General features: G+C 25.9%; 12 protein-coding genes and 1 tRNA gene. 4 read left to right on the plus strand and 9 right to left on the minus strand.

The features are described from left to right. Positions 1–444 precede the first annotated feature (444 nt). Together nifS and nifU are read left to right on the plus strand one after the other, a co-directional pair. The gene (nifS, locus tag MBFIL_RS00360; RefSeq protein ID WP_066970352.1) at positions 445–1656 is read left to right on the plus strand and encodes a cysteine desulfurase NifS; all 1212 of its coding nucleotides are present in this window, start codon (positions 445–447) and stop codon (positions 1654–1656) included. A 98-nt stretch (positions 1657–1754) separates the two neighbouring features. Continuing rightward, positions 1755–2120: a Fe-S cluster assembly scaffold protein NifU gene (gene nifU / locus MBFIL_RS00365; protein ID WP_066970318.1), complete on the plus strand. Its 366-nt coding sequence runs from the start codon at positions 1755–1757 to the stop codon at positions 2118–2120. A gap of 85 nt (positions 2121–2205) precedes the next feature. Here the strand turns inward: nifU and rnc are convergent, their stop codons facing one another. Beyond that, a complete protein-coding gene (gene rnc, locus MBFIL_RS00370) occupies positions 2206–2886 on the minus strand; it encodes a ribonuclease III (protein WP_066970320.1) in 681 nt (226 codons plus the stop codon). Positions 2887–3211: 325 nt separating this feature from the next. Beyond that, a complete protein-coding gene (locus tag MBFIL_RS00375) occupies positions 3212–3553 on the minus strand; it encodes a hypothetical protein (protein ID WP_066970324.1) in 342 nt (113 codons plus the stop codon). A 522-nt stretch (positions 3554–4075) separates the two neighbouring features. Between MBFIL_RS00375 and MBFIL_RS00380 the strand changes: the two genes are divergently transcribed. Continuing rightward, positions 4076–4426 carry a hypothetical protein gene (locus MBFIL_RS00380; protein ID WP_066970327.1) on the plus strand — a complete coding sequence of 117 codons (351 nt, stop codon included), beginning with the start codon at positions 4076–4078 and terminating at the stop codon, positions 4424–4426. Between the two features lie 50 nt (positions 4427–4476). Here MBFIL_RS00380 and MBFIL_RS00385 read toward each other — a convergent pair whose 3' ends face one another. From MBFIL_RS00385 to MBFIL_RS00410, 6 genes are all read right to left on the minus strand, one after another. After that, positions 4477–5148: a glycosyltransferase family 2 protein gene (locus MBFIL_RS00385; protein WP_066970330.1), complete on the minus strand. Its 672-nt coding sequence runs from the start codon at positions 5146–5148 to the stop codon at positions 4477–4479. Positions 5149–5175: 27 nt separating this feature from the next. Beyond that, the gene (locus MBFIL_RS00390; protein WP_066970332.1) at positions 5176–6120 is read right to left on the minus strand and encodes an NAD-dependent epimerase/dehydratase family protein; all 945 of its coding nucleotides are present in this window, start codon (positions 6118–6120) and stop codon (positions 5176–5178) included. A gap of 63 nt (positions 6121–6183) precedes the next feature. Next, positions 6184–6657 (minus strand): hypothetical protein, encoded by a 474-nt coding sequence (locus MBFIL_RS00395; protein WP_066970335.1) that lies wholly within the window; start codon positions 6655–6657, stop codon positions 6184–6186. Between the two features lie 97 nt (positions 6658–6754). After that, positions 6755–7609 carry a UTP--glucose-1-phosphate uridylyltransferase GalU gene (gene galU, locus MBFIL_RS00400; protein WP_066970338.1) on the minus strand — a complete coding sequence of 285 codons (855 nt, stop codon included), beginning with the start codon at positions 7607–7609 and terminating at the stop codon, positions 6755–6757. Between the two features lie 459 nt (positions 7610–8068). Beyond that, a tRNA-Leu gene (locus MBFIL_RS00405) sits at positions 8069–8152 on the minus strand. Between the two features lie 72 nt (positions 8153–8224). Then, a complete protein-coding gene (locus tag MBFIL_RS00410; protein WP_066970341.1) occupies positions 8225–8638 on the minus strand; it encodes a DUF371 domain-containing protein in 414 nt (137 codons plus the stop codon). Between the two features lie 102 nt (positions 8639–8740). Here MBFIL_RS00410 and MBFIL_RS00415 point away from each other — a divergent pair, with 102 nt between their 5' ends. Then, a complete protein-coding gene (locus MBFIL_RS00415; RefSeq protein WP_066970344.1) occupies positions 8741–9226 on the plus strand; it encodes a GIY-YIG nuclease family protein in 486 nt (161 codons plus the stop codon). A 51-nt stretch (positions 9227–9277) separates the two neighbouring features. Here the strand turns inward: MBFIL_RS00415 and cfbC are convergent, their stop codons facing one another. Beyond that, on the minus strand, positions 9278–10084 hold the full coding sequence (cfbC, locus tag MBFIL_RS00420) for a Ni-sirohydrochlorin a,c-diamide reductive cyclase ATP-dependent reductase subunit (protein ID WP_066970346.1): 807 nt from the start codon (positions 10082–10084) through the stop codon (positions 9278–9280). Between the last annotated feature and the right edge of the window lie 276 nt (positions 10085–10360).

A 10360-nucleotide genomic window follows, 5' to 3' on the forward strand; every position in this document is an offset into this window, starting at 1 on the left:
AACACTATTAATTATAGAAATATGAACAAAATTTGATTAAATATTTTAAGCATGATAATTTTATGAATATGAAACAAACTTTTAAAAAAAAGTTTGAACAAAAGTTATTTCCAAAAATAAACCAATTTAAGTATAAGAAATGCTTTTATGAATATTAAATACTTATTAATTTTATAAAGAATAAATAAGTATTTAATATTTAACAATATATTACTTCTAATCAAATAAGTATTACTAAATCAGTTAGTTATTAATGTTTAAAATGATTATAACTAATAATATAAAAATAGATATTAACTTATAAAATAAATTATATAAAATAAAGTATAATAACTAAAAATAAATAATTAAAATTCATTTTATTATTAATTTAGAATAATTTATTATTAAAGAAATACTAATATTTTTACAATATAAACCAAAATAAAGAAGGAAGTTAATATGATATATATGGATCATGCAGCTACATCCCCTGTAAGAAAAGAAGTGGTTGAAGCAATAGAACCTTATTTCACAGAATTTTATGGAAACCCATCTACAATTTACAAAGTTGGAAGAGAAGCTAAAAAAGGATTAGAAAATGCAAGAGAAAATGTAGCTAAATTAATAGGTGCTAAAGCTGATGAGATAATTTTCACCTCTGGAGGTACTGAATCAGATAATATAGCTATTAAAGGCATAGCTTTGAAAAATAAAGATAAAGGAAATCATATAATAACTTCATCTATTGAACATCCAGCTGTCCTTGAAACATGTAGATATTTAGAAAAAAATGGTTTTGAAGTTACATATCTTCCAGTTTACCAAGAAGGAATCGTGAGAATTGATGATTTAAAAGAAGCTATTACGGATAAAACTATTCTTATAACTGTAATGCATGTAAACAGTGAAATTGGAACAATACAGCCAATAGCTGAAATTGGAAAAATAGCTAAAGAAAAAAATATCAAATTCCACACTGATGCTGTTCAAAGTATTGGAAAAATTCCTGTTAATGTAGATAAACTGAATGTAGACCTATTATCTATCTCTGCCCACAAAATATATGGCCCTAAAGGTGTTGGAGCTTTATTTGTAAGAAAAGGAACAAGACTTGAAACTGTACTTCATGGTGGAGGTCAGGAAAAAAACCTAAGTTCAGGAACTGAGAATGTTCCAGGAGCTGTAGGTCTTGGAAAGGCTTGTGAGCTTGCAGGAAAAGAATTAGAAAAGAACATGAAATACTTAGCTAAATTAAGAGACAGATTAGTTGAAGGAATAACAACTAATGTTGATGAAGCTTATGTTAATGGAGATACTGATAAAAAAGTTCCAGGAACTACTAACTTACATTTTGTTGGAATTGAAGGTGAAGGTTTAGTTTTACTCCTTGATGGTAAAAATATTGCTGCTGCAACAGGATCCGCATGTTCTTCTAAAAAATTAGAAGCATCATATGTATTAAAAGCTCTTGGACTCGATGATGTTCACTGCCATGGATCACTTAGGTTAACCTTAGGTTCTGAAAACACTGAAGAAGAAGTGGAATACGTTATAGAATCCATAAAAGAAGCTGTTGCAAGACTTAGAAGCATGTCCTCAATATGGAATGAAAGAGAAAGCAAAATGAAAGACCTTGAGGATAAAAACAGGTGTAAGACTTGTTCATTAGAATGAAAATAATGAGCAAATAATAGACAATAATATAAAACATTAGCAACATATATAATTAATAGAAATATTAAATCAATATTACTAATTAATAGAGTGAAATAATGTACACTGATAAAGTAATGGATCACTTCCAAAATCCGAGAAATGTAGGAGAAATAGAAGACGCAGATGGGATTGGAGAAGTTGGAAATCCCACATGTGGAGACATGATGACAATATATCTTAAAATAGAAGATAATATAATTAAAGATATTAAATTCAAAACATTTGGCTGTGGAGCAGCAATAGCTACAAGTAGTATGATAACAGAAATAGCACTAGGTAAAACTGTAGAAGAAGCTTATGCAATCAGCAAAAATGAAGTAGCCGATGCATTAGACGGACTACCACCAATTAAAATGCACTGTTCTAATCTCGCTGCAGATGCATTACAAGCAGCAATTGAAGATTATAGATCAAAACAATAACTAATTTTCAAATAATCTTAACTAGTATATTTTATTATATTTAATATATTATACCTAAATCATATTCTATTTTTTATACTTTTTATTAACACATTAATAACATGTTCTCATCAATACCTAATTTTCCGATAGCTAACTTAGCAGCTTGTTGTTCTGCTTCTTTTTTGCTCTTTCCAACACCAATTCCCATTTCAACACTATCAACAAAAATTTTCATGATAAATGTTTTGTCATGCTGACATCCACTTTCATCCACTAATTCATATTCAATTAATGAATCATTAGCATCCCCGTATTCTTTAACCTTAGATTTATAGTCATTAAAGAATATAATTTTATCATCAATGAATTTGAATATGTATTTAGATAGGAATTCATTTACTTTTTCTATTCCCTGATCTAAAAAAAGAGCCCCTAAAAAAGATTCAACAATGTCAGCATTCGCAGCTCTAATTTCATTATCAGTTAAGTTATCCTCATCAATTTTAAGGTATTTATCTAATCCCAAATATTCAGAATAGTAATTCAATGCATGTTCACAAACAAAATTTGATCTTAGCTTTGTCAAATTTCCTTCTTCAGCCTTAGAATACTTCTTAAATAAGTATTCAGAAACCAATAAATTAAGAACTGAATCTCCTAAAAATTCTAAACGCTCATAATCATAAGCTAAATTGTGTTTCACTTTATATGATTTATGGACAAACACAGCTTTAAATAGTTTTGTGTCATTTGGATAAATATCATATTTGTTTAAAAATTCCATAAAAAATCACTTTTATTTTTAAATTTAAAAATTATAAATATCAATATTATAATTTATGTCATTAATAGTTAATTATATAATATTAACATAAGTATGTAATTCAAAGTATATATATGTTAGTTTATAGTAATTAGATTAAAATGATTATACATTATAATATGATTTTCATCCATAGATATAAAATTATGAAAAAATAATAAAAAAGTGATTAAAAATACATATTTTATGTCAAAATATTGAAATTATGCAATAAGGACATAAAACTAAAAACAAAATATCCTTAAAAAAATTAAAGATCCTTATTACCATATAGATTGGACCCTAATTAATCGTTTAAGTCCTCTTCAATTGTATCCCAAAAATCACAAGCCCATGTACCTTTACCATCAATAATAAGATCTAAAAGTCTAATTTTTCCATCTTTAAATCTAAAAAGCCTGTAATCTTGCTGAGGTTTACTCTTTTTACCTTCTTTGTTACAATCTAAATACAATCCATCAGAGTATTCCTCATCAAAATCCCCAGCTTTAACAAATTCCCCTACTAATGAATAGCCATTAGTAACGCTTTTATCTAACTTTTCAATAGTTTTTAACCATCCTCCAGCAGCTCTGAAATGTATGTCTGGATCAATTGCTAATAATTCTTTTTCCCAATTTAACATCATATGAAACCCTCTTTATCCACAATATAAGTTTATCATGATTATGGAATAAAATTTCAATAAATAAACAATCAAGTGTCATTTATATCCATATTTACTCCATATTAAATTTGCTTTAAGTATATAACTATTAACTGTTTAAAGTTAATTTATTTATCAATTTGTCAAAATGTTTTGACATGTTTATATTGTACTTAAATATATATCATCTTAACCCAAGAGCATTTGAAAAGTAATATTAAAATAATCATCAATACTAATATATGAAATTTAGTAAAATAATAATTTTTAAGTGCAAACAATAATAAAATATATAACTAAATTAATATAAAATATAACTAAATTAATATAAAATATAACTAAATTAATATAAAATATAACTAAATTAATATAAAATATAAATATAATAACTAATATATTAAATAATAATGTATTATATTAAATAATATATACCAAATAATTATATTAAATATAAATTATGTATATTTATATAATTAAGTTATTAATATATTATAGGTGATTATAATGGAGATAGATGAAAACAAAAAAATAATAATTGATAATTCTAATGCATATGAACCTTACAATAATGGAGCTTTAGTCATAATTGATAAAAAAATGGATTTTCAAATATTAAATAATTTAAAAAAGAAAGGTTTTTCAATTAAAGGACAATTCTTCCCAAAACATGAATATAAAATAATTAAAAACTATAATATTGAATCAGTAAAGCCATTAGACACAGATGTGCATGATAACAATATGGATCTTAAAATTGGTCCTCTAGGAGAAGAAGAAATAGGAATGGAAGAATATATACTTCCAAGTGAACGAAAATGTGTTATACTAAGCTGTGAAAGTATTGAAAACATTTAAAAAAAAAATTTACAATATTAAAACATATATATTCTTTTTTTATTTGTTAATTATCTTTTAAAGTAGTTAATAATTATTTTAAACAATACTTTAACACCATGACTTACTGGATTTTTAGTTGAGCCATCCACATCATATCGAACAGTAATTGGAACTTCAGCTATTTTTAATCCTGCTTTTGAAGCATCTGCCAACATTTCACTTTCTATTGCAAAACCAGAATCTTCTAATTTAAAGTATTTAATTGAATTTTTTGAAAAAGCTCTGAAACCGCTTTGAGAGTCAGTGATATCCATGTTATTCAAAACATTAGTTGCTTTATCTAAGACTAATTGACCAACTCGCCTATATTTTGGAGTGTCACTATCATAACCTTCTAAATATCTACTACCATTAACAATATCACATTCGTCATTAGCTATTGGTCTAATTAACAAAGGTATTTCATCAGGATTGTTTTGACCATCACCATCGATTGTAATTATAATGTTCTCATCATTAATAGCTGCAAAACCTGATTTAAGAGCTTTTCCTTTGCCAAAGTTCTTTTCATGAACTATAATTTCAGCACCTGCTAATTTTGCTACTTCAACAGTTTTATCTTCACTTCCATCATCTATAACAACAACTCTATCTACATATTGTAATGTTCTAAGAATTATACTTCCCAGGGCAACTTCTTCATTGTATGCTGGAATAATAGCTACAGATTTATCAGTCATCTAAATCATCATTCCAAAAAAATTAAGCTATTGTTTAATATTATAATAATCCCTCATCCATTGAACAGTTTTTTTGATTCCTTCATCTGGTGAAACTTTAGGATTATGTTTTAAATCTTTAATAGCTTTTGAAAAATCAATATGTTTAACTTTTGTAGTGAATGGTTCAGATTCATGATAAGTTACCAATGAATCATCAATTCCTACAGCATCTAAAACAATATCAGAGTATTCTTTAATATCTTTTTCCCATTCTTGCTTACTTCCTACATTATAAACTTCACCAGGAATGAAATTATCTACAATATTAGCAAATGTTGTAGCAGTATCTCCAACATAATCAATTATACGTTTATGACCTTCATAAACATCATAGCCTTGATTATTCAAGGATTTATATATAAATATAGGAATAAAACCTTTATATGGAGAATATTTTTCATGTGGCCCATAACAATTAACAGGACGGACTCTAACTGTTTCTGTATTGAACATTGTAGCTGAATTCATACACATTAATTCTCCAGCCCATTTAGTAATCGCATAATCATTCATTTGATAAGTATCTTTTATAGGGTTGTTTACCATAACATCCTCGCTCATTTTACCAGTATAATCACCATAAACTTCAGCTGAAGAAAAGAAAATCATTCTAAATTTTAGTTTTTCTTGTAGTCGTATCATGTGCTTGGTACCTATTACATTTGTTTCCCATAGATTTTCATAGTAACCTTCACCATTCCATCTACCATACTCAGCAGCTAAATGATAAACATGATCAAAAGTATCGTTTTCCTCAAAGATACGTTCAATTTGATGATACTTACTAACATCAGCACGAGTATAATTATCCCTTTCATTATGTAAAAGGTCTACTGCTAATACATCATGTCCTCTTTTTTCTAATTCTTTAACTAAGTTAGTCCCTATAAATCCTGCACCACCAGTGACTAAAATCTTTTGACTTTCCATATTGTTCCTCCATTAAAAAATAAAGACTATAAAACCTATAAATTCTGAAAATATTTAACTTAACTAATCTTTTAAATATTTAAAGTATTTATAATAGCTATTTGGTTTTTTATCTCGAATATAATTAAAAATCCCCAAATAAGGATATTCTTTAATAATTTGTTCTAGTAGAAAAATATCATTTTTTCTATTATCTAAATCTTCTCTAAGGTCATTATTATACTCTTTTAATAATTCAATATCCTTATGAGATTTAGTTAAATGTTTTTTAACTACATCCACTTTATGTTCAGATTTATATAATTTCTGTTGAATTCGTTCTAATTTTTTTATTTTTAAATCGAATTCTTTAAGTTCAAGTAATCGAATTTCCTCATTTAATTCTTTTTTCTCAAAAATTAGTCTAGAAACTTTACTTTCTAAAAAAGTAATTTTTTCACTATAATCTTTCCTTTCCTTATTTAATTTATTTTTCAAAGATTCAACTTCAAGTTCTAATTTTTCAATTAGATCACTATCTTCTTCATTAACAGACATAATTATCAATAAATTGCTATATTCTTCCTAATAAATACACTCATTAAATAATGAGGTTATAAATTACTAAAAATATATAATTACTAAAAACAATTAATTAGGAATATTTGATTATAGTTTCTTTCATAAATTCTATTAAACCATCTTTAGCATTTTCATCACATAATGCAAATTCTAAGGATGTTTTAAGCCAATCAATCCTATTACCAATATCATGAGATTTTCCATTAAACGCATATCCATAGATAGAGCTTAATTTTGCTAAAGCATCAGTTAATTGTATTTCTCCACCATGTCCAGGATTTGTGCTTTTTAGTAAGTCAAAAACCTCGTTACTTAAAACATAACGTCCCATGATAGCTAAGTTTGATGGTGCCTCATTAACAGGAGGTTTTTCAATTAATTTATCTATTTTATAAACAGATTCTTCAATTTCATTACCTTTAATTATACCATATCTTTCAACCTTTTCACATGGAACTGGTTCTACTGCAATAGCTGAAGCATCGTACTTATTATATATATTAATTAATTGTTTAGTGCAGGGAATTTCGTCTTTAGTAATTGTATCACCTAGCATAACAGCAAAAGGTTCGTCCCCAATATGTTTCTTTGCACAGTAAATTGCATCACCTAAACCTTTTTGTTTTTTTTGCCTTACATAATAAATATCAGCTAAATCAGAAATAGCTAAGACTTCATTCAAGTAATCTTCCTTTTTATTTTCTTTTAAATTATATTCTAATTCAAAAGATCTGTCAAAATGATCCTCAATACTTCTTTTACCTTTACCAGTAACAATAAGTATATCATCAATGCCAGAAGCTACTGCTTCCTCTATAACATACTGGATTGTAGGTTTATCAAAAACTGGTAACATCTCTTTTGGTTGAGCTTTAGTAGCTGGTAAAAATCTAGTACCTAAACCTGCTGCTGGAATAACTGCTTTCATAATAACACCTCAAAGTTTACAAATTTAAGTAATTTATCAAATAATTTATGCCAAAATATTATATCCACTATTAATCATTAATATTTTAATATTAAGTCCAAGTGATAATTAAAATATATATTAATTAAATTATCTTAAATTATCAATTTATAATTTACTAATTTCAATTATAGTTTGATAAAAATAATAAAATTTGTTTTAGATAGCTATTACTATATAGTAATATCATTTTATCTCTTTTTAATTTATTTTAAATAGCTATTCTTAAAATATAATTGTTTATAATTAGTACAATAGTATACATGACTAAATCAGTCATTAATAATATTTATAATTTATTATATATAAATAACTATCTTAAAAATAAATAAAAGAAAAACCAAGAACTAAAAATTAGAATAAAAAGAAATAGTAATAAAAAATATCCTAAAAATAATAATACACTTTAAATTTCAATAATGCAGGGAACGGGATTCGAACCCGCGAAGAGACTAACTCAATAGGCCCTCAACCTATCGCCTTTGACCGCTCGACCATCCCTGCTTATAATAATCATAAAATAAGTATAATTAAAATATTATTGTTTAAGTATATAAACTTTACTATCTACTCTATCTACTCTACAGTAATTTCCATGTGTAAAGCACCCATATTTTTTAAATCTTCAATTAATTGTTTGTCCAAATCAATAGCTGCCTTATCAGCCTTAATCATTAAAGTTCTTGAACAAATATAGGAACTTTTTCTGCAAACAATGTCAGTCAGATGATTTAACGTTAAATCTGGATGTCCTTGACCGATAATTTCATCATGAGCATTAGTAGTTGTAAGTTTAACCGTGATTTTACTATTTTCATTAGCTATTTTATTTTTAAGCTCATTTGAAAAATTATTCATGTTTTTATCAGCACCTACACCAATAATACAATCACCAGCAGCACTTATACTACTATCTTGAGTAATTTCAAATGTAGATTTGTGTTTTGAACTTACATTTTCATGACCATAAGCTTTAATCTTAAATTTCATAATATTATATAAGATTTCAATTAAATTTAAAATATTTGATTAAATTAAATATCTGGATTTAATAATTAATTCAAAAATAACTAATTAATATAAGGTAATAACATGGGTAAAAAAAGATTAAAGGTTAAAAAATCAGGAATTTTAAAAGGTACTTATTGTTTAATAATAAATAATGAATCTGATAAAAAAATAAAGATAGGTAAACTTAATGATATAGAATTTAATAAAGGATTTTATGTTTATGTAGGTTCTGGAAGAAATTCATTAATTCCAAGATTAAAAAGACATTTATCAGATGATAAAAAATTACATTGGCATGTTGATTACTTTCTAAAAGAAAAAACAGTAGATATTGTGGAAATAATATTTACAATATCCAATGAGAAGTTAGAATGTGCATTATCATCATTGATTAGTGAATCTAACAAAACAATAGATAATTTCGGATGTTCAGATTGCATGTGTTCATCTCATTTGATTTATTTTAAAAGTAAAGAAGAAGCTATAATTAATGTGAAAAATGCTTATGATAATATAAATAAAGAATATAAAAATTTGAATTATTTTCATAAATTAATAAACAGCTAACAAATACAAGTTAAATACTAATTAGATACTAATTAGATACTAATGATCTAATTAGATACAATTAGATAAATTTAAGAAAAGTTCTTCAAATTCATCATCATTCAGTGGTTCTGGAACTCCAGAAGAACTGTTATTTAGTATATTCTTAGCTAATTTTCTATATTCTTCTGATTGATTAGAATTAGGATATTTTTCTATCACTGTTTTAGCTTCTATTTCACTTTTTTGAACTGTTTCATCTCTTGGAATAATACCAATTACACTACTACCAATCATCTCTGCAAAATCCCTTACGATAGCTGTTTCATTATCAATTCCTTTACAATTACATATTATTCCTGAAAGATTTCCTTTTAGTTTTTTAATCCCTTTTGAAATATTATTTGCCGCATATAATGACATGTACTCTCCAGATGTAACAATGAATACCTCATCTGCAAATTCTTCTCTAAGTGGAACTGCAAATCCTCCACAAACAACATCTCCTAAAACATCATATATTACTATATCTAAGTTATTATCTGTAAAAACTCCTTTTTTTTCTATTAAGTCCATTGCTACAATAACTCCTCTACCAGCACAGCCAACACCAGGTTCTGGTCCTCCACTTTCAACACACAGAACATTACCAAATCCTTTAAAAAGAACATTATTAACATCTGGGTTTTTATTATTTTTTATTGTGTCTAATATAGTCGGAAGACGTCTTCCACATAGTGTTCTTGTTGTATCTGCTTTAGGATCACATCCAACAACCATTACCTTTTTATTTTCCTCACTATAAGCTGCAGAAATATTAGACACCGTTGTAGACTTCCCAATCCCTCCTTTACCATAAATAGCTATTTTTTTCATAATATCTCCTATAATTAGAATATCCCATTAAAATAATTAATTAATAATAACTAGTAATAACTAATTAATAATAACTAGTAATAATTAATGAATATAATTAATTTATAAAATGCCATATATAAAAATGAGGATTCGCATTTAATGTTTCTTTATTTGTTCTATTTTATTGATTTTTTCTTTATTTTTTGTGTTTTTATGTGAGTTTTTTTTAATATTTTGTTGGTTTTGTTGAATTGTTTTTAGTTGTTCTTATTGTTTTTGGTTTGTTTAATTTTATGT

Source organism: Methanobrevibacter filiformis, from assembly GCF_001639265.1.
Taxonomy (GTDB): domain Archaea; phylum Methanobacteriota; class Methanobacteria; order Methanobacteriales; family Methanobacteriaceae; genus Methanacia; species Methanacia filiformis.